Origin of the sequence: Pseudodesulfovibrio sp. JC047, from assembly GCF_010468615.1 — a bacterium.
GTDB lineage: Bacteria > Desulfobacterota > Desulfovibrionia > Desulfovibrionales > Desulfovibrionaceae > Pseudodesulfovibrio.
Genome location: NZ_WUEH01000011.1, coordinates 82,033 through 103,653 on the forward strand (window position 1 = coordinate 82,033; position 21,621 = coordinate 103,653).

The window sequence follows — 21,621 nt, forward strand, 5'->3', positions numbered from 1 at the left end:
GAACAAGACCTGTTGAAGTGAGGAACGTGTCATGAAGATCAAGAAGATTGTTTCAGTCCTTATTCTGAGTGCCCTTGTTGCCATCTTTTTTGTGAACTTGAATTCGTCGTTGCCGGACGGGTATGTCAACATCGACGCTGTTTCCGCGCAGGCCCGCCTTGAGTCTGGGGCTGCCGTGACTGTCCTTGACGTCCGCACTCCTGCGGAATTCAAGGCCGGACACATTCAAGGTGCCGTGAATATCGATTATCAGGGGAAATTGTTTGAAAGTCAGCTGGAGGGATTGGACCGGGACGCGCAGTATCTCGTGTATTGCCGAACGGGCAACAGGAGTACTTCTGCATTGAAACTGATGCACCGACAGGGTTTTTCCATGGTTTGGCATTTGGCGCATGGTATTGAGGACTGGACGAAAAAAGGACTGCCACTAGACAAATAGTTTTTTTAGGGAGACCTGTGGGTCAGGCGGGCCACACAGTCCAGCAAAGCGGCTTTTCTGACGGGTTTGGGAAGAAAATCAGTACAGCCCGCATTGAGTGATTTTTGGCGATCCTCTTCAAAGGTATTGGCCGTGACCGCGACAATGGGAGAAGGTGACAATCCTTTTTCCGTTTCGTACGAGCGAATGGCCTCAGTAGCCTGCCAGCCGTCCATGACCGGCATCAAGATGTCCATGAGTACGAGATCATAGGTCGTTGATTTGAATTTATCCACGGCTTGCTTGCCGTTTTGCGCAAAATCAAGAATATACTTTGTGCCTTTGAAATAGAGGGAAAAGAGCATGGCGTTGCTTTCGGAGTCTTCGGCAATAAGAATGGTGCTCGGAGATGACGGGAGAGTGCTTTCTGTGGAATTCTCGGCAGACCTGGACATGATACAAGGTGCTCCTTTTGGGGATTTGAGACATTTCTTCGCATATCTGAAAGAAAAAATCCACAGGAAGGGACGCTTTATTGTCCTGGTTCTGTCTTTTTGACCTGTTTATGTGGAAACTTTTATGATGTGTGACGATGATTGCGCATGGTCCAGATTGATTCTCCCGTATACACGATCAGTCCGGCCCAGATCAGGGCGAACGTCAGCAGATGGCTCGATGTGAAGTGTTCTTTGTAGACAAAGATGCCGAGGAGAAAGGTGAGCGATGGGGCGGAGTATTGGAGGATGCCCAGCGTTGTCAATCGGAGACGGCGTGCGCCATAGGCGAACCCGATCAGCGGGATGGCAGTTGCGGCTCCGGCACCGATGAGGAGCAGGTCGATTTTTGGACTGACAGCGAGGAAAGACGCGGAATTGTCCAGTTGCATTGTGACCAGATAGCCCAGGGCGATCGGGGTGAGTATCAACGTTTCCAGAAATAGCCCGGGGAGTGATTCCACGGACGCGATTTTTCGTAGCAATCCGTAGAAGGCGAACGAGATGGCGAGGGTCAGGGATATCCACGGGAAGTGACCATAGCTGAAAATGGAGTTGGCAACGCCGAGGGCTGCCAGGCCAATAGCGATGACTTGTAAAGGCTTCATCCGTTCTCGGAAGAAAACGAATCCCAGAAGCATGGTGACCAGCGGATTGATGTAATACCCCAGACTTGTTTCAAGGACATGGCCGGTGTTGACCGCCCATATGTAGAGAAACCAGTTGCCGCCGATGGTGAGACTGCTGAGCGCGAGGATGCCGATGTCCTTGAGTGACCGCATGGACGCAAAGGTCGTGTTCCATCCTTTGAGAATGGTGACGACCACGGTGATGAAAGCCAACGACCAGACGATGCGGTGGCAGAGGATCTCAAATGGATTCACGACGGCAAGGGATTTCCAATAGATCGGAAGCAATCCCCAAGCGACAAATGCGGCCAGAGCCGCGAAGAAACCGTTGGATGACGGTGTGGAATGGTGATTTGGCATGATGTCTTTTGGCTAACTCCCGATAGGTGAGGGGAATACGCTGATTGTCCTTTGAGGTAAAGGGGAGGGCGGGTGACTTACTATGGCGTGTCGCACAAAGCGTGTGTGAGGTCCCCGAGTGTCTGCACGCCTTTTTTGACCGTGTCAGTCCATGGAATTCCGTAGCTGAGACGGATATAATTCGAGAATTTGTCCTGTGTGGAGAAAATCGCGCCCGGTGCGATGCCGATTCCGTGGTCCCGAGCCTGAAAGAATAATTCGACAGTATCGATGGCATGAGGCAATTCCAGCCAGAGTACGCCCCCACCCTGCGGATGTGTGACTCTGGTTCCCGTCGGGAAATGATGTTCCAGATGCAATTGCATGATGTCCAGATGCGTTTCCAGCGCGGTTTTGAGCTTTTTGAGATGACGATCCATTCGGCCCTGCCGGAGGTATTCCGCAATGGCCATTTGGGACAGGGAGGCAGAGGACACATTGGTCGTGGCCTTGATTTCAAGGGCTTTTTGTCGAAATCGTCCGGGGAGCATCCATCCCACTCGATAGCCCGGTGCAATGGTTTTTGAAAACGAGGAGCACAAGAGCACCAGTCCTTTCGTGTCATGTTGCTTGAATGTGCCTGGTCGTTTCGATCCAAAGTGGAGATCGGTTGAAACATCGTCTTCGATCAGTGGAATATTACGGGCGGCAAGGAGTGCGACAATTTCTTTTTTTCGGGCATCCGATGTCAGACTGGAATCAGGGTTGTTGAAATTGGGAGCAAAAACGCAGGCTGCGATGTCAAACATGGTGAGGGCGTGGTGCAAGGCTTCTGGCAAAATGCCGTTTTGCGGACACGACGGGATCTCGATGGCGCGGAGACCCAATGTTTCGAGCAGTTGGAGAAAACAATAATAGGTCGGAGACTGGATCAGTACAGTGTCTCCCCGACGGCAGACCGACCGGAGTGAAATGTACAGGGCTTCGAGACAGCCTGCGGTGATGATCGGATCGTCTGGCGCAACTGCAATGCCATGTTCCATGGAACGGTACGCGATTTGATTGATAAGACGCGGATCACCGGAAACAGGAGCATAGTCCATGGCCCGGCCCGGTTCGTTTCGAATGATGGATGCCGTGATCCGTCCCAATTCCTTGAGTGGAAGGAGTTCTCGGCCCGGAGCAACCACGGCCAGCGGGACGGTCCCTTCTTTGCCCACGGATTCCAAAACCGTTTGAATGAGACCACTGCGAGTCACGGGCCGAGGGCTGTCCATGGGCGTTGATTTTTTTTCGGTCCGAGGGAGTCGGGCGGATTCACGACACACGAAAAATCCGGATCGGGGGCGTGACTCGATGAATCCCTTGCGTTCCAATTCAAGGTATGCCTGATTCACTGTTGAAATCGAGACGCCTGTCTTGCTGCTGAGGGCTCGCAGGGAAGGCAGTTTGTCCTGCAACCCCAGCGCACCGGAGTCGATCATCGACAAAATATGTTTTTCAACGGCTTGGTAGCGATATGCGTTCATGGGGACCTCAATCTGTTATGCCTCTTTTTAATATTATCTGTATCTGTACTGATTACAGCTTTTCCGCTTTACTGCAAGGTGCGGATACCGCAGATTACTCGAGTTATGACTCGACAAACATTCAGAGAGAAAATCACGATGACGATTGAAGCTGTGGCTGGAAAAGAAATGGACTCGCCCATGATGTCGGCGATCAAGCAGGTTTCGCCCATTATCATGGGATATATACCAGTTGGTGCGGCCTATGGAGTGCTGGCACATCAGGCGGGCCTGTCCATGCTGAATACCGTGCTCATGTCGGTCTTGGTCTATGCGGGATCAGCACAACTGATCGCGGTCGGCATGTTTGCCGCAGGCATGGCACCATTGTCCATTATCGCAACGACCTTTGTGGTCAATTTGCGTCACCTGCTCATGAGCGCGTCGCTCGCTCCGAATCTCAAGACCTGGAAAAAGTGGGAGTTGGCCTTGTTTGCCTACGAGATCACGGATGAATCCTTTGCGGTTCATTCGGTCCGGTTCACCCGTGGCGATTTGAACAAGACCACCTGTTTCGGCATTAATTGTCTTGCGCATACATCCTGGATTCTGGCTTCGTGGATTGGCTTTGTGGCCGGAGCGTCCATCCCAGATGTGGAACCGTTGGGAATCGATTACGTATTACCGGCCATGTTCATTGCTTTGTTGATTATGCAGACAAAGAACAAGATGCATGTGTTGGTTGCGGGATTTTCCGGGTTGATGGCTGTTATCCTCGTGCAGGCCGGGGCAGATCAATGGAGTGTCATTCTGGCAACGGTGATTGGTGCAACCTTTGGCGTGGGAGTGGAATCATGGACCAAAAAGTAGTTTTTTTCATTTTTCTCGGCATGATGGCTGTCACGTATGTCCCGAGGGCACTGCCCATGGTGGCCTTGGCGTCTCGTTCGTTGCCGATGCCTGTGATTCGCTGGTTGTCGTATGTGCCAGTGGCGGTATTGTCTGCCATGTTATTCCCGTCCCTGTTGCTCAAGGACATGCATCTGCACTTCGGGCCGGATAATTATTATTTGTGGGCCGCTATTCCGGCATTTTTGCTGGCCTGGAAGACGCGGAGTTTTTTTGGCACCGTGGCATTGGGTATGGCGTTGGTGGCTGGAGCCAGATACTTTTTCGGCTAAGTCCCTTCACGAATTCCATCTTCTGGGTCGAGGAATGGCGGTTCTATGTCGCTGTTTTTCGACCCTTCGATTTGAGAGGATTTTTTTTGAATAACGAATGGTGATATTCGTTATCCTGTTTATAGCTTCTCGAGCTTGACCCCGTGCTGGAACATGGTATTCACTCAAAACCGCACGAGAGGTGCGTCTTATTGTGTCCAGTTACCGGGAGGGTATGTGAGCGATCCTATACAAACTTTGAAAGATCTGTTGGACGTGTCAGTCCGGCAGTATGCGGAACGGCCGGCACTCGCTTTTGTGGGCGGAGAGCCAATGACCTATGCGCAATTGGGCCAGAACGTGTTCGATTTGCAGACATTGTTCAGGCATATTGGTATCAAGCCGGGCGACAAGGTCGCCATTATTGGCGAAAATATGCCCAATTGGGCTGTTACCTATTTTTCCATCACCACGATGGGGGCCATCGCTGTTCCCATTTTGCAAGAATTTCACCCCAGCGCCGTTCATCATATTTTGCGCCATTCCGAAGCCACGATGGTCATCGCGTCTCGACGGTATTTGCACAAGGTCGAGGAAGAAGATTTTTCCGCACTCAAGACCGTGATGGTCATGGATGATTTTTCCATTGAAAATAGCGAGGGCGAAGCCACTTCCTATTCCGATGCCCTTGAGGCTGCTCGGGAGCGTCTGGAACAGTTCAGCGAAGCCGCCATGGAGCGGATGGAACACCTGAGTGAGGCCGCTCGGGAGAAACTCAGCGATTCCACCAAAGACCGTATGGAGCACTTTGGCGAAGCTGCCAGGGACAAGGTCGAAAGGCTTGAAAAATTGAGTGAATCTGCCTTGGAAAAGGTAGAGAAGTTCAGTGATACCGCTTTGGAAAAAGTGGAGAAAATCGGTGGTTCCGCCAAAAAACAGGTGGATAGATTCAGTGATTCCGCACGGAAACTGATTGATCGTACGACGGGGAAGAAATTTGAATTGACCGAAGAATCCGTGGCTGCGATTTTGTATACATCGGGGACAACGGGCCATTCCAAGGGAGTGGTTCTGCTGCATCGCAACTTGGTGCAGAACAGTCTGTCGGGTGTGCAGGTCGTCCCGGTTTTCGAGACCGATCGATTCCTGTCTGTTTTACCTATGGCCCATACATATGAGTGTACCATTGGGCTTGTCATTCCGCTCATGAGTGGGAGTTCTGTCTATTATCTGCAAAAACCGCCGACTCCCAAGACCCTGTTGCCTGCCATGCAAAAGGTTCGGCCAACAGCCATGAGTGTGGTTCCGTTGATCATCGAGAAAATTTACAAGAGCCGTATCAAGAACAAATTGAAGGGTTCTGGTGTGATGCGTGGACTGATGAAGCTTGGAGCCACTCGGCGGAAGATTTCGCAGGTAGCGGGTAAAAAGCTTATTGAAGCCTTTGGCGGGGAGTTGCGCTGCATGTGTATTGGTGGTGCTCCGCTTTCGCCAGAAGTTGAACAGTTCCTCATCGATGCGGAAGTGCCGTATGCCGTTGGATATGGGATGACCGAGACGTCACCGCTTTTGGCGGGAGCCTCGCCCGATGCGCAACTCCTTCTGGCTATTGGTCCGCCGGTTCCAGGAGTGCAGATCGTCATCGCCGATCCCGATCCGGAAACAGGGGAAGGCGAGATTCTGGCCAAAGGGCCAAACGTGATGCATGAGTATTACAAGGCGCCTGTGGACACGAAAAACACCTTCACTGAAGATGGGTGGCTCAAGACTGGCGATCTCGGGAAATTTGAAGATGGCTATCTGTATATCAAGGGTCGATTGAAAAACATGATTCTTGGTCCCAGTGGTGAAAATATCTATCCCGAGGAACTCGAATCCATCATCAACGAATGTGATCATGTGGTCGAATCCATGGTCTATGAAAGTGATGGGAAGGTCGTGGCCAGAATCCATTTGAATCATGAAACGCTGGACAAGACCTTTGACGTCAAGAAGCTGATCGAGTCCGAGGTTCGTGCCAAGGTGAAGAAATTGCTCGAAGGGATTCGCAAAGAGGTGAATTCCAAGGTTTCATCTTTTGCTCGTTTGCATCGGGTCATCGAACAGATGGAACCCTTTGAAAAGACTCCTACCCAGAAAATCAAACGATTCTTTTATCTGGATCGGTAAAACGTTTATGTACAAAGGCGCGTCACTGTGGTGGCGCGCCTTTTTTTTTATGGAGTGTTGGATTACTTGACGTCTGCGGCAATCTGCATTCGCACGATGGCGTCGGGATCCTGAACTGAACCGCTTCGTCCAGCGCCTTTTTTGATGGCGTCCACAAATTCCATACCGCTCGTGACCTGACCAAAAACGGTGTATTGCCCGTTGAGGAATGGAGCTGGAGCAAAACAGATGAAAAATTGGCTGTCCGCACTGTTCGGGCTTTGTGCGCGAGCCATGCCAACGGTTCCCCGTTCAAAGGGGGTGTCGGTGAATTCCGCAGGCAGATTCTGGCCTGATCCGCCACGCCCTGTGCCGGTCGGGTCGCCGGTCTGGGCCATGAATCCGGAAATCACACGATGGAACACGATGCCATCATAGAACTTCATGCGGGTCAGTTCCTTGATGCGGGCCACATGTTGGGGCGCGAGATCAGGTCGAAGTTCAATGACGACCCGGCCATCCTTGAGGTCCAGATACAGTGTGTTTTCCAAGTCTGCGGCGGAAGCTGCGGACAGGGTGAGCAGGGAAATCAGGGCAAAGGCACAGAGTGCCTTCAGGGAAGTTTTCATAATATATCCGTTGTCAGGTTAAAAGGTTCTTTGTGCATTGGCGTGCTCGGTCACATGATTGTGACGTTCCCGCACGGGCTTTCGTGTCTGGAAATAGCGATTTTTTGTATGGAATGGAAGCCTGCTGCACCCTGTTCGGACCAACTGGACATCGACTGGGGAAAAAGTTCCCTGTCTGAGAGAGTTTTGAATGGGTGGTGTGTACCGGACTGGGTTAGGGGATGTCTTTGGGGAGATAGCGTGAAAGATAGGTCAGAAGTTCGTTTCGATCGAGGGGTTTTGCGACAAATAGGGTGGCTCCGAGTCGGAGCAGGTTCGAGATGTCGTTGATGCCGACCACGGCAGACATGATGATAATGGGAAGATTGACGAATCGATGGTCTGCACGGAGGGTCTTGATGAGTTGTTGTCCATCCATTTCAGGCATCATGATATCTGTCAGCAACAAGTCGATATCATTGTGTATCAATGTTTCGTAAGCGTGCCTGCCATGGGGGCTGACAAAAACGGCGTGCCCCTGCTCTTCAACTATTTTGACAGCCAGTTTTTGTGAAATCCTGTCGTCTTCGGCTATGAGAACTTTGGCCATGATTTTCTCCTTGTCTCACACAACGCATCACTGATGCAGAGCGATCTCATTCAGGAATGACCAGACAGAAGTCATTCACCTTTGACTGTAGCAGGTCATGAAAAAAAGTAAAGGCCAGTACCGTATAAAGCTGACTTCTCATTCAACAAAAAAAGAACCGCGCCCGAAGCCGGTGTCGTCGGGCGCGGTTGTCATTTAAAGTTTTTTAACGTGCATGCAGTCACCAAACTCACAACTGACCTGATAATTGCCGCTGCTGGTTTCCACGGTGTAGTCATTGCCGGGAAAGAGCGTACACGCCGGTTCGAATCCATCATTCACCATGACGTTTTTGGCTTCTCCATTGGATTCGAAACGGATTGTGGTCCCGTCGGCGACTGTAATCATTTCTCCATGGCCGACATCTACCGGCAGATCTGCTTCAGTCAAAGACATATGCTCCTCCTTGTTGCCAGAACAGAAATCCACCATGTCTTCACCTATACACAGCCAAATGAAAAATGAACAGGAAAACCATTGAGCATAAGAGTGGGACTGGGTAATGTGCTGTGTGGATTGTATGAGACTGTTTCAGGAGAAATGTTGTGAATTCGACTATCCTTGTCGTTGATGAAAATGTTGCCATACGAACGGCGATTCAAGAGATCCTTGTCGCCGATGGATATCAGGTCTGGGCGGCGTCCAGCCTGACGTCGGCGTCGGCACTGATGGCGCGGCAGGAGCCGGATGTCTTGTTTGTGGCTTCTGAATTGTGTGGAAAGAAAGAATGTCCTTTGTTGGGCGAAGCCGAGCGGTTGGGGTTTCAGGTATCGCTCATTGTGTTGATGGATGCGACATGCGCTGATCCCATGGCCTCGGTCGATGCGACACATGCCTTGGCATATTTGAAAAGACCTGTTGACAGATCGCAACTCACAATGATTGCCCGACTGGGAGTTATCGCCAAGAGGGAGCGTGTGCAGGCTCGGCGACGTCATGCCGAAATGATGCGGATACAGCGTGTGACCCAAGCCCTGTTTGATTCGGATGATGGGGCTTTTATTGTCCTGGATGAAGCCGGTCTCATAGTGCAGTCCGGTGGCCTTGTGGACGCGTTTATCGATCCCGTTATCAAACGTGCTGTTGGCAGGGAGTATCTGGGAGTTTTGCCCGAGCGATTTGCCAAGCGACAGGCCGGGGCATTGTCCGAGGCCCGAGGATTGATGCGGCCTGTTCGTTTTGAAGAAAAACGGGGCGATATTTTCGTGGAATCCTGCGTCACACCGCTTGTGGTCAGTGGGGAGGTGACCGGGTTCGTGCTTTCAGTTCGGGATGTTTCAGCCAAACGGCGGAATGCTCCGGGTGTTGCCGAGGCCGCGAAACAGTATCAGAGCGTGTTCGATGGGGCGGTTGATGCCATCCTGTTGATTGATCGGGAAAGTGGTATGGTTGTTGATTGCAACAGTGCCTCGGCTCGGATGTTGGGGGGGGATATCGAGTCCATCTGTGGTCGAGATATTCGAACCGTGATGGATCACCCGGATCGGACCATGAATGCCATGAAAACCGGGGTCAAACGAATTTCTTATGAATCTTTCCGGCGGGGAAACGGGACCTTTTTCCCGGTCGAGTTGTCCTTAAGTTATTATGTCAACGATGGTCGGTCGATGTGTGTGTTGTCTGGGCAGGATATCTCCCGGCACAAGGTGGTCGAAGAGGCCCTCCGTGAAGGAGCCAGGCTGTATCGAGCGATTGTTGAGGATCAGACCGAATTGATTTGTCGTTTCAAGGTCGATGGGACATTGAGTTTTGTCAATGGAGCGTATGCCCGGTTCTTCGGTGAAGATGAGGACGATGCTATTGGCTCAAATGTTTTTGTTCGCCACAAGGATGCGGGCAGTTATGCCATCACCGATTGGTTGAGTACGGTTTCTCCGGACAATCCCGTCTTTGACATGGAGATAGCCTTAAAGCGACACGATGGTGAATCGCGATGGATTCACTGGACCAATCGGGCTGTGTTCAACGATCGGAAAACCGCGATCAAGGTGCAGGCCGTTGGCCGTGATGTGACGGAGCGTAAACAGGCCTTGGACGCTTTGGAACAAGCTAATACGGAAAAGGAACAGTATCGTCTGAACCTTGTGGCCACGTTTAAATCCATCCCCGATGCCATACTGACCGTGGATAGTGATATGGTTATCATGGCGTCCAACAGGGCGGCGTCGTCGTTATTCAAATTTGATCGGGGGCGGATGCGCGGTCTGAACTTGGAAGATCTGGTCGAGGATTCCGGAAATCCTTGTGTCGGTGTTTTGAAACAGGTCTTGAAGACCGACAAGCCCGTGCGAGGATATGAGATCGAGCTGGCCATCAGAGACCTTGGCGAGCGTATGGTGGAAATCAATTGTTCACCCCTGGTCGATCAGGGCAAACAACACAAGGGCGCTGTCTTGGTGGTCCGGGACGTGTCACACGTCGCTGATCTGGAAAAACAGTTGCAACAGCGGCACGGGTTTCGAGGCATTGTCGGGCGAAGTTCCGCCATGCAGGATATGTATCAATTGCTGGAACAATTGTCCTCGCTGGAATCGAGCGTCCTTATTTTGGGAGAATCCGGTACCGGCAAAGAGCTTGTGGCCGAGGCCCTGCATTATGGCGGGACTCGGGCCGGGAAATCATTGGTCAAGGTGAACTGCTCGGCCCTGTCGGAAAGCCTGCTCGAAAGTGAATTGTTCGGCCATGTGCGCGGTGCTTTTACCGGGGCCGTCAAGGACAAGGTCGGGCGGATTCAGGCGGCTCAGGGCGGCACGCTTTTTCTGGATGAGATCGGTGATATTTCTCCATTGCTTCAACTCAAATTGCTCCGTTTTCTTGAGCAGAAGGAATATGAACGGGTCGGTGAGTCCAAAACCTATTCAGCGGATGTGCGCATCCTCGCGGCAACCAATGTCGATTTGCTGGAATCTGTTCGGCAGGGCACTTTTCGGGAAGATTTGTACTATCGGTTGAATGTCATGCCCATCACCCTCCCTCCACTGAGGGAACGGCAGGCAGATATCCCCTTGTTGGTCGATCATTTCCTTCGGTTTTTTTCAGACCATTTTGGCAAATTTTTTGAAGGTGTTTCGCAGGAGGTCATGGATTTGTTCATGGGATACAGTTGGCCCGGCAATATCCGTGAATTGCGTCATGCTCTTGAACACGCCTGTATACTCGCTCCGGGAAAAATCGTGACGTTGAAACATATCCGAAAGGATTTGATGGGCGATGTGGTCAGCCGTCCCGCTGTGGTATCGGAAGCTGTTCCCCCCTCTACCGGGACCTTCTTTTTGCGCAAGCCGGGCAAGGAAGACATCCTTGCCGCCCTTCAGCAGACTCATGGCAACAAGGCCCGGGCAGCACGGCAATTGGGGATTCATCGGGCGACCCTGTATCGCAAGCTCAAGGCGTGGGGAATGTGATCTGTCTCGGCGTCATTTGCTATTTATAACCATTATAACGGGATGATATGATGCGTTTTTCGGAGTTGCTTGCTAGAGTGTGTCCATTATGGAAAAGAGACAAGTATACTCCAGTGAGACTCGACAGGGCGGGTATGAGAGGGGCTTTTTAACGGTCAGGGTCATGGAGCCTCAAACCGTTGATCGAACTTTGTCCCAGAGTAAAAAACCGGTGTTTGTCGCATTTCTTAAACGGAATGAGCGCTTCGCGAAACAGATTGGCATTGTGAGTGAGATGGCCATGATTCATAGAAATCGTGTGCAGTGTTTTTTATATGATTCGGATTATCTGGACACGGCGCAGGATCAATTTTCAGTTAAAGGCACGCCCACGTTTGTGCTTTTTGATAAAGGGCGGGAAGTTGATCGGTTGATCGGGGAATCTGATGGTGAAACGTTGGATGATTTTATTATGGCGGTTGCTTCTAACGCATAACCGGCGAGAGAGTGGAATAATGGGCGTACCTTTTGAGGGGGCGCCTTTTTTTTGTCTGGGTGTTGTGGCACAGCGGCGGTGCTTGACAGGAAAGAGAGGCTTGGGATGGATAGAGATGAAGACTTTTTATGTTGATATATGGTATGGGATAAATGGTGCGCTGTCTTTTGCATGATTCCCATTGAAATAACAGGGGATCAACGATATCAAGCGGCAGGCCGGAGGGGATTTTTTCATAAAAACCGTGACTCGGGAGAAAGTATGAAGCCGATCGCAAGGGAAATTTTCAGGACGTACGATATCCGTGGTATCGTGGATCAGGATTTTGACGAAGAATGGGTGGAGCAGCTTGGAAAAGCGTGTGGCACCTACTTTTTGGATAACGGATCGAAAACAGCGGTTGTCGGATATGATTGTCGTCATTCATCCCCGGCATATGCCTCGGCCCTGACCGCTGGCCTGAACAGCGTGGGGGTGGATGTCATTTCCATCGGCCAGGTTTCGTCCCCGGCATTCTATTATGCGGTCACCACCCTTGGTGAAACTGCGGGTGTGATGATTACAGCCAGCCATAATCCATCGGAATACAATGGTTTCAAAGTCTGGCAGGGCAAGTCCACCATTCATTCGGAAGAGATTCAGGATGTGTATGAAGTCCTGAAAAAAGGGGATTTTCCGGCCGGTGCGGGCACTGTTTCTCACGTGGATATCCTTCCTGAATATATTAAGGAACTGGCCGCAGACGTGACTATTGAGCGGCCTTTGAAAATCGTTGTGGACGGTGGCAATGGAGCTGGTGGGACATTGACCGCAGACGCGCTTGAATTGGCGGGTGTGGAGGTTGTCCGGTTGTTTTGCGAGCCGGATGGAGATTTTCCGAATCATCACCCGGACCCGGTTGTCGAAAAGAATATGGTCCATTTGCAAAAGGCCGTGTTGGCTGAAAAAGCGGACATCGGTATCGGTCTGGACGGTGACGGTGACCGGATTGGCGTGGTCACGGAAAATGGCGATTTACTTTTCGGCGACCAACTTGTGGCCATTTATGCGCGTGATATTTTGCAGGATTTTCCTGGCGCATCCATTATCGGCGAGGTCAAATGCTCGCATCTCATGTACGACGATATCCGGGCTCACGGCGGGGATGCCGTCATGTGGAAGACCGGCCATTCACTTATCAAGGCGCAAATGCGTGAGATCGACGCCAAGTTTGCCGGAGAGATGTCCGGACACATGTTTTTTGCCGATCGATATTACGGATTCGATGATGCGACCTATGCGTCCTTGCGCATCGCTGAAATCTTGTCCAAATCCGAAAAGACCATGAGCGACCATTTGGCGACGTGGCCCAAGACCTATTCCACGCCTGAAATTCGGGTCGATTGCCCGGAATCCATGAAAGCCGAGGTTGTGGGCAAGGCGGTTGAGTATTTCAGTGGCAAATTCGATGCCATCGATATTGATGGTGTCCGTGCGATTTTCCCAGATGGTTGGGGATTGTTGCGGGCCTCCAATACCCAGCCCGTGCTCGTGCTTCGGTTTGAAGCCGAGACAGAAGCGCGGTTGGCAGAGATCAAGGGAATGTTTGAAGCAAAGCTCGCGGAATGGATATAACCTAAAGCTGACACGAAAAGAAACCGATAAAGGGTTTCGGCATGAGCCGAAACCCTTTTTTATGTCTGAGATATCTCGAACGGACAGTGTGTGAAAATCTGCTCACATGTCGATACGTCTCGCAAAAAAATAACGAAAAAGTAGATTTATTCTGTCACAGGGCGTATCTAGGTTTGATACAGTCATGGAGTTTTTTGTGTATAAAACGGGCCTATTCCTTTTTGTTTTTATGGTTGTTGCATGTCCTTCGAGTGCTGAAGAACTCAATATGCAAGTCATTATTTATCCGCCGCTGGCATATGAAGTGGACGGTGCTTTACGTGGTGTTGCACCGGATGTTGTCCGGGCGATTCAAGGGCAGGTGGGTGATACCAATACGCTGAAAGCCGCCCCATGGCTTCGCGCATATACTCAGACACAGACTGCGAAACAACAGGCGTTGTTTGCCATTGTCCGTATTCCGGAACGGGAGAAACTCTTCAAATGGGTCGGGCCGATTTTTGGCGAGGGTGACTATTTTTTCAAACGCGGAAAAAGCGCGGTGGCTGTTGAGAGTTTTGAAGACGCTCGTCGGGTTGAGCGAATTGGCGTCCGAAAGGGTGGCTACACGCACCAGTTGTTGCAATCCCGACAGTTCCATAATTTGGATATGAGTCCCACCTACGATTCGAGTTACAAGAAGCTGTCTCAAGGTCGTGTCGATCTGGTGCTGATGGGCGAGCGAACTTATGTGTATATGGTAAAAAAGGCCGGATTGGACCCGTCCGTTTTTGAACGCGTGGGTCCCAAAGTCGCGGATTCCTCCGCCTGGCTCGCCTTTTCCCGCGATGTCCCGGACGAGACGATCAATCAATGGCAAAAAGCACTGAACACCCTCAAACGAAATGGCACATACGATGCCATCATGGCGCGACACTTCACGTATTGAGTAAGAGTTGACTGAGAAAAGAAGAAGGACCGGATACGTTGGTGTTCGGTCTTTCTTTGTGTGGGTAGTGAAGAGTGAATAATATTGTACAGAAAACGGAAACCGATCTGTCAGTAGAATCTACATTGGTGGTTGGAAAAAGTGAAAAGGCCAGAGAGGGGGCTTTGTTATATTGTTATATTGTTATACGCTGTCGTGCACATGGGCATTTTTTTCTTACTTTTTTTGCTATAATTTGAGCATATTTCAAGTTAAATTGGGCGGCTTCGTATGTCATACCTACTAGCGAGTTGCATAGTTTTTCTTTTTTTTCCGTATTTTGTTCACGTACAATTTCTTTCAGCAAAATTCGTATTTTGCCGCGGCGTTTGTTGGGAATATCAAGCCTATCCTTGCATAGCGCAAGACCTGTTACTATTTTTGTTTTTTTTGTTGAATAAAGTTTTTGTTTGTGAGGTTTGTATCCATAATGTGCAATGATTTTATCAATTTCGAAGCAGTTTTTTTTGGGTATTTTATTCCCTGAAAAAGTGACGTCGTCCACGTATAAAGTCATGGTGAGTCCGTGGCTTTTGCTAAAAAAAGAAAGCTCGTCAAACATGGTTACGTTTGTCCAGAATGACATTAAGGGGCTTATGCACGACCCTGTAGGGAGAGCCCTTTGGAAGGCGCATAATCTTGTTAAGAGGTGTGCCACGTCTCCACTACACTGCATGGTTTCATAAAAAAATGGTAAATACGTCCGAATGTGATAGAGTCATAAAAGCTTTTTATATCTACTTTGTAAACAGTGTCATTTGAAAGATGTGCTTCTGCGTTTGTTTTGTACGACTTCCCCTTCGTGGCAGAATGAAGGTAGGTGGGGGTATCAATTCGTTTTAACAAATTTAGGATGCGCTGATGGATGCTTTTAAGATGGGGTCGAACTTCTTGTACCAGACGTGCTTTCCGTTTGAAATATGGATGATCCAGTTTATTTTTCGAGGATAGGTTGTAAACTTTATAGTTATTATTGCTTTTTGTTAGCTCACGAAGTTCTGAAAGTGGCCGTCCTATGAGGTCAGCAAGCTTTCGTTTATTTCTTAATTTGTAGAACGGTGATTGTGAAAGGGAATATTGTGATGTCATGGTTACCTAGGTAAAAAACAAAAAAATCAGAAAGAGTTAGCTTCCAAAATAAGTGCTGATGAAGTCAATCACTTGCTGTATCATCATGAGTCCTTTCGCTAAAGCTATTAGGTTCCCAATCCTCAATGGATTGTTGTCATGACTTTGGCTCACTTTGTTCTTCTGCGCTCTTCCAGCGGATGAAATCTTACAATGAACATTTAGTTCAATATGCATATGGATAGCTCCTTGTGTTTCGGTCTCGGCAAGATTGCCTTTGACCATACTCTCGTCACAAGGTCCTTATGCAGGGGGGAGCTGGAAGTTTTTCCTCTTTCTGGCTATCCGGTCGACTCTATGGCCGTCTAAGGTGCGTGTAACTATACTTTCGTATCGTCACGTTCTCCCGTCGGCATCCATTTTCACGGTCGGCTTCAAAGTGTCAAAGATCATCATGATCTTCACGGGATTGTTGAATCCCAACTGATGAGAGATTCTGCCCCTGATTTGCATCTGTTTTTTGAATAATTCACAGATAGGATACTGTCAATAGAGTTGCCTGTATTAATTCAATATCGACTTTTTTTAATCTAAAACACGGGTGGAAATTTGGCCATGGGAAAGAAAAATCCTTCCAGCATTTAAACTGAAAGGATTTTATATTTCTGGTGGAGACGAAGAGATTTGAACTCTCGACTTCTACCTTGCGAAGGTAGCACTCTCCCAACTGAGTTACGTCCCCTTTGAGAAAAAAAGTGATACTCCTTTTCGATGTGGGAAACAACCCTTTTGTGTGGGGGATTTAAAAATTTAAGCTATTCAAGAGTCTTGCCACGCGATGTGCGTAGGTGTGTTCTCGTCGTATGCAGTCGCGCCAGGCCGATCGAAGTTCTTTTTTGGCCGGGGTTTCCTCATGATATCGGGCGAATAGCTTTCGGATTTCCTCGGGTCGGGAGTACGTTATCTGCTCGACCAGTTCCTTGGGGAAAATGTTCAGGCCGGGGGTGGCGTCGGAAATCAGGAATCCTCCGGCACACCAGACGTCGAAATGGCGTTGGGTCAGGCCAGCCGGGAGTTGCATTCCCGTGACGTTCAGGGTGACTGACGCTGTGCGATAGATGGCGGGAAGGTGCGCGTAATAATCAACCACCGGGCGGGTGTCTGCCGTGTCGATGGAGGTCCAGCCGTCATCACCAAAAATGGTGATATCCCCGGCTGCGGTCAGACAATCATTTTTCCAGAGCATACTTGCCATTTCCGCCCCGGCACCGATGTGGCGAACCTGATTGCCGGGCCAGAGCTGGATGTTTCGCAAATGCTTGCGCCACCAGAAATAATCGAAGCGCGGCGGTGGAGTGGTCGCGTCTCGTGGGCGCATGAGCGTCGGGTCAACGTGGATCCCGGCGAAAAACTTGTCCTTGTCCGGGAATTCGGAGCGACCGACAAAGACAAGGGCGTCTTCGATATCGTGCGCATGGGGTGGCAATTGGCCGTGCGTCTCGAAAAAATGGGGACTTGCAGCCAAGGGAAGATGCTCGACCCAGCGTGCCCCGGTGTCCTTGAGCGGCTCGATAAAACTGTGGTCCGTGACAAAGAGTTTTGCCGATTTCCAATACCCGGATTTAACGCTGGTCAGCAGGTTGAACGGGTTGTCCACCATCCAGACCGCGACCTCCACACCGGCTTCTTTCAGGATGTGAAAGCAGAGACCGGAGTGGTCAAGCCCTTTGAAATTGATTGAAAGAAAAAGGTCCGGTGTGCCGTCTTCAAGCAGTTCCGGCAGCAGTGCCCCCGGGTGCTTGCCCAGGGCCTCGTGGTCGATGAACCGGACCGCATATCCGGCTTTTTCAAAGGCATGTCCAAGCTCCTTGCCAAGCAGGTCGGTTTCGCGGCTCGGGAGCCAGACCAGGCGTTGCGGACGGGCTACCGGATTTTTGCAGAGGAGCAGCCGGGCGGTGAGCGGTCCGTAAAATGAAGGGAAGGCCCGTTGTGCCGGGAGATAGCGGATGACATGGGCGTTGGCCGCAAGCTCGGCAGTAAATGCGTCGGCGGCAATCCTGATGAAATTGTCGGGGATGGTCCGGTTCCAATCGTCGTCGGTCTGGTCAACATATTCCTGACATTCCACAAAATAGAGTGGGTCGGTGTCGGAAATGCCAAACCAGTCGAGGAGTTTGTTCGGCTCTGGTCCCAGTCCCAGAAAGACCACCGGGCACTCGTCCGGGCCGTCGTTGACGAACCATTCAAACTGTTTTTTGTCGGCTGGCATGGATTTTTTCATGCCGATTTCATCGATAATGGTCTGATAACGGGGTCGGGGCACGTGCGTCACTTGGCTTTTTCGGCGGATTCGGCTAGGAATCGCTCCACGCCGGATGTAAGGAGCGTTGCCATGAAACAATATCAGGATAAGTACTTCAAACGAGCCAAAAAGGAAAATTACGCCGCCCGCTCGGTCTACAAGCTGAAGGAGATGGATAAACGATTCCATATCTTCAAGCAGGGACAGACCGTGCTCGACCTTGGCGCTGCGCCGGGTTCCTGGACGCAGTTCGCCGGGGAAAAGGTGGGAAAGCGAGGCCGTGTGCTGGGCGTGGACTTGCAGTCTACCAGGCATTCTTTTGCAGAAAACATCACGTTTTTGCAGGCTGACGTGTTTTCGGATTCGCCGGAATTGCTGGAAGCCATCGAACCGTTGGCCCCTTTTGACGTCATTATTAGTGACATGGCTCCAAAAACAACGGGAATCAAGTTCGCGGATCAGGCGAATTCATTGGAGTTGTGCCAACGCGCTTTTGAGGTGGCCCAGAAATACCTCAAAAAGGGCGGTAACTTTGCGGTCAAGATTTTTGAAGGTGGCGAGATCAACGACTACCGAAATGAGATCAGGCCGCATTTTGGCAAGATCAAGAACTTCAAACCCCATAGCTCGCGCGCTGAAAGCAAGGAAATATTTATTGTCGCGCTTGGCTTTCGGGGCAGAGAAGCGTAGACTATTCGATCTACAATAGAAACAAAATTTGTTGAGAATATTCAGGAGGAAACATGGCCGGACATAGTAAATGGGCAAATATTCAACATCGCAAGGGACGCCAGGACGCCAAACGGGCGAAATTTTTTACCAAAGCTGCCAAGGATATTATCCTGGCTGCCAAGGCCGGCGGCGGCAACCCCGAGGATAACTCCACGTTGCGTTTGGCTATTCAGAAAGCCAAGGCCGTGAACCTGCCCAAGGACAAGATTGACAACGCCATCAAAAAGGGAACCGGCGAGCTGGATGGTGGCGACATTCTGGAAATCTTGTATGAAGGGTATGGTCCCGGTGGCGTTGCCATGATGGTTGAAGTTGCCACGGACAACAAGAATCGTATTGTTGCCGAGATTCGGCACGCTTTTACGAAACACGGCGGAAACATGGCTGAAGCCGGTGCGGTTTCGTACATGTTCAACAAGAAAGGCGTCATTGTCTTCAACAAGGAAAAGTACACCGAAGACGACCTGATGGAAATCGGTCTGGAAGCGGGTGCCGAAGATATCATTGATGACGGCGATTCTTTGACTGTTCACACGGAGCCGTCCGATTTCATGGCGGTCCAGCAGGCCTTTGTCGATGCCGGTATGGAGTATGAATCCGCCGAAGTCGATCAGGTCGCCGAAAATCTGGTGCCAGTGGATATTGCAACCGGCAAGAAAGTCATGGCTCTGTTCGAGACGTTGGAAGACAACGACGATACGCAGAAAGTGTATCTCAACGCCGACTTCCCGGACGAACTGTTCGACGAAGAATAGCATGAGTGACAACGGTTTGATTGTCCTTGGCCTGGACCCTGGAACGCGAGTGACAGGTTACGGGTTCGTGCGAGAGCGTTCAGGGCAGGTTGAACTGGTGGAGACCGGCACCATTCGCACCCCGGTCAAGAAGGATATGGCTGTCAGGTTGGGCGTTATTTTTGATCGGCTTCAGGAGCTGATTGAAAAACATGCACCGGCCGAGGCGGCTATTGAAAATGTATTTGTTTCCAAGAATCCCTCGTCCGCCCTGAAATTGGGGCAGGCGAGGGGTGCCTGTATGGCGGCATGTGCGACAAACGGCATCCCCATGGGCGAATACGAACCCACCAAGGTGAAGAAGAATATTGTCGGAGTGGGCAACGCCCCCAAGTCCCAGGTCGCTTTCATGGTCGCCCACACCCTTGGCGAGAAAAAACCGGATTGGCCCGAAGACGCATCCGACGCGTTGGCCATCGCCATTTGTCATTTGAATGAACGGCGTATGCGTCATCTGACGGGCTTGTAGTTTTATTCGTTATTTCCTTCTTCACCGTGTCTACTGCGTCCGATTGTGAGCGCGCAGCCGGTCTTTTCTCGGCAGCGTGCTTGTCATGTGACATGTTCTTGGGTGTTGGTCCGCAACAAGTCTTTGTCATCCGCATCGAATTACGGTAGAAAATCGTATTGAACGGAGGATTTTCATGATCGGATATGTGCAGGGAACAGTTTTGTCGGCTGACGAAAGTGGATTGGTGGTCCTGACGCCTGGTGGCGTGGGGTATACTGTGGCCGCACCGACTTCGGTGATTGCGAAGTTGCCGGGCAAGGGCGGTGAGGTCGAGTTGTTCATTCATACGCAGGTGGCGGAGAAGGCCATTGACTTGTTTGGATTCTTGACCGCCGATGACCTTGCGTTGTTTCGGACGCTGATTTCCATCGATAAGCTGGGTCCCAAGAAGGCCTTGGCGATCTTGTCCATGTTCGACGCCGATCATTTGCGGGAAATTGCCTTTCGTGAAGACGTGAAGATGTTGTCAACGGTTCCCGGTATCGGGCCGAAATCCGCCAAACAGATTTTGTGGAATCTCAAGGACAAGGTGGACAAAATCAAACCGGCTGTCGGAACGGCTTCTGTTTCGGCCCAGCAGGGACCGCAGGGCGAATATATGGACACGCTGGCCGGGCTGAAAGGGTTGGGATATGCCGAAGATGAGGTTCGTCCGATGATTATCGCTCTTTTTGACGAAGAACCCGACCTTGATGCTGCCGGTGCCATCCGTGCGGTGCTCAAGAAAATCAATGCGGCGCGTTCATGAGTAAAAACACGCTCCCCGAGGAAAATGTCCGTCCGAAGAGCTTGAGTTCTTTTATCGGTCAGGAAGATTTACGCAGCAATCTTGATGTGTTTATCAAGGCCGCGCGTGAACGGGAACGCTCACTGGACCACACGCTTTTTTATGGCAATCCCGGTCTGGGAAAAACCACCTTGGCGCGGATCATGGCCAGTGAACTTGGTGTGAACATGGTGTCCACTTCCGGTCCTGTTATTGAACGGGCCGGTGATCTTGCGGCTATTTTGACCAATTTGGATCGCGGCGACATCCTCTTTATTGATGAAATTCATCGTATGCCCGCCACGGTTGAAGAAGTTTTATATCCGGCCATGGAAGATTTTCAGATTGATCTGGTGATCGGGTCCGGTCCCGGTGCGCGGACAGTGAAGCTCGATCTCGAACCCTTCACGCTCGTTGGCGCGACCACGCGGCTTGGATTATTGACGTCACCGTTGCGCGATCGATTCGGGTGTATTTTCCGCATAGAATTTTATCGCCCCGAGGAATTGGGACAGATTGTCGAACGGTCCGCGACTATCCTTGGCGTGGAGGTTGAGCCGGAAGGCGCGTTTGCCATTGGAAGCCGGGCGCGTGGTACCCCTCGTATTGCCAACCGGCTGCTTCGTCGGGTGCGAGATTATGCCGTGGTCCACGGGGATGGCGTGGTGACCAAAGAGCTTGCCGAATCCTCCCTTGAGCGACTGGATGTGGACCAATATGGACTGGACCACATGGATCGCAAGATTTTGACGCTGATGGTGGAAAATTTCAATGGCGGGCCAGTGGGACTCAAGACCATTGCCGCTGCTTGCGCCGAGGAAGTGCGCACCATCGAGGATATTTATGAGCCGTATCTCATTCAGTGCGGATTCCTGAAACGGACACCTCGTGGGCGTGTGGCAACAGCCAAGGCGTATCAACATCTCAAATTGCGTATGGAAGACGATCGACTGCCTTTGCTGTAATTTTCGGACACAGGGGGTGATCCTCGAGAAATGGCTTGTCACTGCTGCATCTTTTGGTACTATGTAGGTG

At 50.8% G+C, this 21,621-nt stretch carries 21 protein-coding genes and 1 tRNA gene; 13 read left to right on the forward strand and 9 right to left on the reverse strand.

The window, feature by feature from the left end:
• The first annotated feature begins 31 nt into the window (after positions 1-31).
• On the forward strand, positions 32-439 hold the full coding sequence (locus GO013_RS09100) for a rhodanese-like domain-containing protein (RefSeq protein WP_163810338.1): 408 nt from the start codon (positions 32-34) through the stop codon (positions 437-439).
• 5 nt (positions 440-444) lie between these two features.
• Here the strand turns inward: GO013_RS09100 and GO013_RS09105 are convergent, their stop codons facing one another.
• The 3 genes from GO013_RS09105 to GO013_RS09115 form a co-directional block, all read right to left on the reverse strand.
• Complete coding sequence (locus tag GO013_RS09105; protein ID WP_163810340.1) at positions 445-873, reverse strand: response regulator; 429 nt, start codon at positions 871-873, stop codon at positions 445-447.
• 122 nt (positions 874-995) lie between these two features.
• Positions 996-1,901, reverse strand: coding sequence for an EamA family transporter RarD (rarD, locus tag GO013_RS09110; RefSeq protein ID WP_163810342.1), 906 nt, complete (start codon positions 1,899-1,901; stop codon positions 996-998).
• Positions 1,902-1,981: 80 nt separating this feature from the next.
• Entirely contained in the window at positions 1,982-3,409 is a 1,428-nt protein-coding gene (locus tag GO013_RS09115) for a PLP-dependent aminotransferase family protein (RefSeq protein ID WP_163810344.1), read from the reverse strand.
• A gap of 138 nt (positions 3,410-3,547) precedes the next feature.
• Between GO013_RS09115 and GO013_RS09120 the strand changes: the two genes are divergently transcribed.
• The 3 genes from GO013_RS09120 to GO013_RS09130 all read left to right on the forward strand — a co-directional run bounded on the left by GO013_RS09120 (position 3,548) and on the right by GO013_RS09130 (position 6,717).
• Positions 3,548-4,258, forward strand: a complete 711-nt coding sequence (locus tag GO013_RS09120) for an AzlC family ABC transporter permease (RefSeq protein WP_163810346.1) — start codon at positions 3,548-3,550, stop codon at positions 4,256-4,258.
• The gene (locus GO013_RS09125; RefSeq protein ID WP_163810348.1) at positions 4,243-4,569 is read left to right on the forward strand and encodes an AzlD domain-containing protein; all 327 of its coding nucleotides are present in this window, start codon (positions 4,243-4,245) and stop codon (positions 4,567-4,569) included. The genes GO013_RS09120 and GO013_RS09125 overlap by 16 nt, the downstream gene beginning before the upstream one ends.
• 216 nt (positions 4,570-4,785) lie before the next feature.
• Entirely contained in the window at positions 4,786-6,717 is a 1,932-nt protein-coding gene (locus GO013_RS09130; RefSeq protein ID WP_343219557.1) for an AMP-binding protein, read from the forward strand.
• Positions 6,718-6,779: 62 nt separating this feature from the next.
• Here GO013_RS09130 and GO013_RS09135 read toward each other — a convergent pair whose 3' ends face one another.
• From GO013_RS09135 to GO013_RS09145, 3 genes are all read right to left on the reverse strand, one after another.
• On the reverse strand, positions 6,780-7,325 hold the full coding sequence (locus GO013_RS09135; RefSeq protein ID WP_163810351.1) for a peptidylprolyl isomerase: 546 nt from the start codon (positions 7,323-7,325) through the stop codon (positions 6,780-6,782).
• Positions 7,326-7,539: 214 nt separating this feature from the next.
• Positions 7,540-7,914 (reverse strand): response regulator, encoded by a 375-nt coding sequence (locus GO013_RS09140; RefSeq protein WP_163810353.1) that lies wholly within the window; start codon positions 7,912-7,914, stop codon positions 7,540-7,542.
• Positions 7,915-8,109: 195 nt separating this feature from the next.
• Entirely contained in the window at positions 8,110-8,349 is a 240-nt protein-coding gene (locus GO013_RS09145; RefSeq protein ID WP_163810355.1) for a hypothetical protein, read from the reverse strand.
• Between the two features lie 149 nt (positions 8,350-8,498).
• Here GO013_RS09145 and GO013_RS09150 point away from each other — a divergent pair, with 149 nt between their 5' ends.
• From GO013_RS09150 to GO013_RS09165, 4 genes are all read left to right on the forward strand, one after another.
• Positions 8,499-11,357, forward strand: coding sequence for a sigma 54-interacting transcriptional regulator (locus tag GO013_RS09150; protein WP_163810357.1), 2,859 nt, complete (start codon positions 8,499-8,501; stop codon positions 11,355-11,357).
• A gap of 163 nt (positions 11,358-11,520) precedes the next feature.
• Complete coding sequence (locus GO013_RS09155; RefSeq protein WP_163810454.1) at positions 11,521-11,832, forward strand: thioredoxin family protein; 312 nt, start codon at positions 11,521-11,523, stop codon at positions 11,830-11,832.
• Between the two features lie 261 nt (positions 11,833-12,093).
• Positions 12,094-13,446, forward strand: a complete 1,353-nt coding sequence (locus tag GO013_RS09160) for a phosphomannomutase/phosphoglucomutase (RefSeq protein ID WP_163810359.1) — start codon at positions 12,094-12,096, stop codon at positions 13,444-13,446.
• A 268-nt stretch (positions 13,447-13,714) separates the two neighbouring features.
• The gene (locus GO013_RS09165; protein ID WP_163810361.1) at positions 13,715-14,374 is read left to right on the forward strand and encodes a transporter substrate-binding domain-containing protein; all 660 of its coding nucleotides are present in this window, start codon (positions 13,715-13,717) and stop codon (positions 14,372-14,374) included.
• A 175-nt stretch (positions 14,375-14,549) separates the two neighbouring features.
• On the opposite strand, the gene GO013_RS09170 is transcribed toward GO013_RS09165, so the two are convergent.
• The 3 genes from GO013_RS09170 to GO013_RS17545 all read right to left on the reverse strand — a co-directional run bounded on the left by GO013_RS09170 (position 14,550) and on the right by GO013_RS17545 (position 17,804).
• A complete protein-coding gene (locus GO013_RS09170) occupies positions 14,550-14,975 on the reverse strand; it encodes a hypothetical protein (RefSeq protein ID WP_163810363.1) in 426 nt (141 codons plus the stop codon).
• A 1,172-nt stretch (positions 14,976-16,147) separates the two neighbouring features.
• Positions 16,148-16,223 (reverse strand) — tRNA-Ala (locus GO013_RS09175).
• 60 nt (positions 16,224-16,283) lie between these two features.
• Positions 16,284-17,804 (reverse strand): glycosyltransferase, encoded by a 1,521-nt coding sequence (locus tag GO013_RS17545; protein ID WP_163810364.1) that lies wholly within the window; start codon positions 17,802-17,804, stop codon positions 16,284-16,286.
• A gap of 69 nt (positions 17,805-17,873) precedes the next feature.
• Here GO013_RS17545 and GO013_RS09185 point away from each other — a divergent pair, with 69 nt between their 5' ends.
• The 5 genes from GO013_RS09185 to ruvB all read left to right on the forward strand — a co-directional run bounded on the left by GO013_RS09185 (position 17,874) and on the right by ruvB (position 21,551).
• Positions 17,874-18,473, forward strand: a complete 600-nt coding sequence (locus GO013_RS09185) for an RlmE family RNA methyltransferase (protein ID WP_163810366.1) — start codon at positions 17,874-17,876, stop codon at positions 18,471-18,473.
• Positions 18,474-18,526: 53 nt separating this feature from the next.
• The gene (locus GO013_RS09190; protein ID WP_163810368.1) at positions 18,527-19,270 is read left to right on the forward strand and encodes a YebC/PmpR family DNA-binding transcriptional regulator; all 744 of its coding nucleotides are present in this window, start codon (positions 18,527-18,529) and stop codon (positions 19,268-19,270) included.
• Position 19,271: 1 nt separating this feature from the next.
• Positions 19,272-19,778, forward strand: a complete 507-nt coding sequence (gene ruvC, locus GO013_RS09195; protein ID WP_163810370.1) for a crossover junction endodeoxyribonuclease RuvC — start codon at positions 19,272-19,274, stop codon at positions 19,776-19,778.
• Positions 19,779-19,953: 175 nt separating this feature from the next.
• Complete coding sequence (ruvA, locus tag GO013_RS09200; protein WP_163810372.1) at positions 19,954-20,568, forward strand: Holliday junction branch migration protein RuvA; 615 nt, start codon at positions 19,954-19,956, stop codon at positions 20,566-20,568.
• Positions 20,565-21,551, forward strand: a complete 987-nt coding sequence (gene ruvB, locus GO013_RS09205; RefSeq protein ID WP_163810374.1) for a Holliday junction branch migration DNA helicase RuvB — start codon at positions 20,565-20,567, stop codon at positions 21,549-21,551. Before ruvA ends, ruvB begins: the two co-directional genes overlap by 4 nt.
• The last annotated feature ends 70 nt before the right edge of the window (positions 21,552-21,621 follow it).

What these genes read in the sequence shown, in the direction of transcription:
- GO013_RS09100 (WP_163810338.1), top strand. Translation starts at nt 32, where the DNA reads ATGAAGATCAAGAAGATTGTTTCAGTCCTTATTCTGAGTGCCCTTGTT.
- GO013_RS09105 (WP_163810340.1), bottom strand. Translation starts at nt 873, where the DNA reads ATGTCCAGGTCTGCCGAGAATTCCACAGAAAGCACTCTCCCGTCATCT.
- rarD (WP_163810342.1), bottom strand. Translation starts at nt 1,901, where the DNA reads ATGCCAAATCACCATTCCACACCGTCATCCAACGGTTTCTTCGCGGCT.
- GO013_RS09115 (WP_163810344.1), bottom strand. Translation starts at nt 3,409, where the DNA reads ATGAACGCATATCGCTACCAAGCCGTTGAAAAACATATTTTGTCGATG.
- GO013_RS09120 (WP_163810346.1), top strand. Translation starts at nt 3,548, where the DNA reads ATGACGATTGAAGCTGTGGCTGGAAAAGAAATGGACTCGCCCATGATG.
- GO013_RS09125 (WP_163810348.1), top strand. Translation starts at nt 4,243, where the DNA reads ATGGACCAAAAAGTAGTTTTTTTCATTTTTCTCGGCATGATGGCTGTC.
- GO013_RS09135 (WP_163810351.1), bottom strand. Translation starts at nt 7,325, where the DNA reads ATGAAAACTTCCCTGAAGGCACTCTGTGCCTTTGCCCTGATTTCCCTG.
- GO013_RS09140 (WP_163810353.1), bottom strand. Translation starts at nt 7,914, where the DNA reads ATGGCCAAAGTTCTCATAGCCGAAGACGACAGGATTTCACAAAAACTG.
- GO013_RS09145 (WP_163810355.1), bottom strand. Translation starts at nt 8,349, where the DNA reads ATGTCTTTGACTGAAGCAGATCTGCCGGTAGATGTCGGCCATGGAGAA.
- GO013_RS09155 (WP_163810454.1), top strand. Translation starts at nt 11,521, where the DNA reads ATGGAGCCTCAAACCGTTGATCGAACTTTGTCCCAGAGTAAAAAACCG.
- GO013_RS09160 (WP_163810359.1), top strand. Translation starts at nt 12,094, where the DNA reads ATGAAGCCGATCGCAAGGGAAATTTTCAGGACGTACGATATCCGTGGT.
- GO013_RS09165 (WP_163810361.1), top strand. Translation starts at nt 13,715, where the DNA reads ATGCAAGTCATTATTTATCCGCCGCTGGCATATGAAGTGGACGGTGCT.
- GO013_RS09170 (WP_163810363.1), bottom strand. Translation starts at nt 14,975, where the DNA reads ATGTTTGACGAGCTTTCTTTTTTTAGCAAAAGCCACGGACTCACCATG.
- GO013_RS09185 (WP_163810366.1), top strand. Translation starts at nt 17,874, where the DNA reads ATGAAACAATATCAGGATAAGTACTTCAAACGAGCCAAAAAGGAAAAT.
- GO013_RS09190 (WP_163810368.1), top strand. Translation starts at nt 18,527, where the DNA reads ATGGCCGGACATAGTAAATGGGCAAATATTCAACATCGCAAGGGACGC.
- ruvC (WP_163810370.1), top strand. Translation starts at nt 19,272, where the DNA reads ATGAGTGACAACGGTTTGATTGTCCTTGGCCTGGACCCTGGAACGCGA.
- ruvA (WP_163810372.1), top strand. Translation starts at nt 19,954, where the DNA reads ATGATCGGATATGTGCAGGGAACAGTTTTGTCGGCTGACGAAAGTGGA.
- ruvB (WP_163810374.1), top strand. Translation starts at nt 20,565, where the DNA reads ATGAGTAAAAACACGCTCCCCGAGGAAAATGTCCGTCCGAAGAGCTTG.